Source organism: Paenirhodobacter enshiensis (genome assembly GCF_000740785.1).
In the GTDB taxonomy this organism is placed as follows: Bacteria; Pseudomonadota; Alphaproteobacteria; order Rhodobacterales; family Rhodobacteraceae; genus Rhodobacter; species Rhodobacter enshiensis.
Genome location: NZ_JFZB01000087.1, coordinates 1 through 521 on the forward strand (window position 1 = coordinate 1; position 521 = coordinate 521).

Genomic DNA, 521 nt, shown 5'->3' on the forward strand with positions numbered 1-521 from the left:
ATCGCTATCGTGAACCATGACGAAGGCCACGCCTATGGCCTGACCTTCCCCGACCTTCCCGGTGCGTTTGCCGCGGCTGATACCTGGGAAGATATCCCCAAGGCTGCGGCAGAGGCCCTTGACCTCTGGTTCGAGGACCAACCAGACGTTTCCCCGGCTTCGCTCGATGCAATCCGCAAGCGCGCGGATGTAGCCGAAGAACTCGCCGCCGGTGCCGTACTCATGCCAGTACCGTATATCCCAGCGGACACCGCGACCGAGCGCGTGAATATCACCTTGGAACGCGGCCTTCTGCGTGCAATCGACGAAACCGCCAAAGCCCGCAAGATGACCCGCTCATCGTTCCTTGCATCGGCTGCGCGCCGTGAGATCGTAGGGGCGACGGCCTGATTGGTGACAAGGTGAGGTCTGGGGTGAGGTCTGGGGATGGCTTCAGCCAGCTGGCCGCTCAGGGCGAAGAGAGGCAATATCTAAGACATGAAGAAAGAGACTAGGTGTTCAGTCCCGGCATTTGGTGGATC

General features: G+C 60.5%; 1 protein-coding gene. It reads left to right on the forward strand.

Annotated features, from left to right (window positions below):
• Entirely contained in the window at nt 1-390 is a 390-nt protein-coding gene (locus tag CG50_RS16005) for a type II toxin-antitoxin system HicB family antitoxin (protein ID WP_036640665.1), read from the forward strand.
• The last annotated feature ends 131 nt before the right edge of the window (nt 391-521 follow it).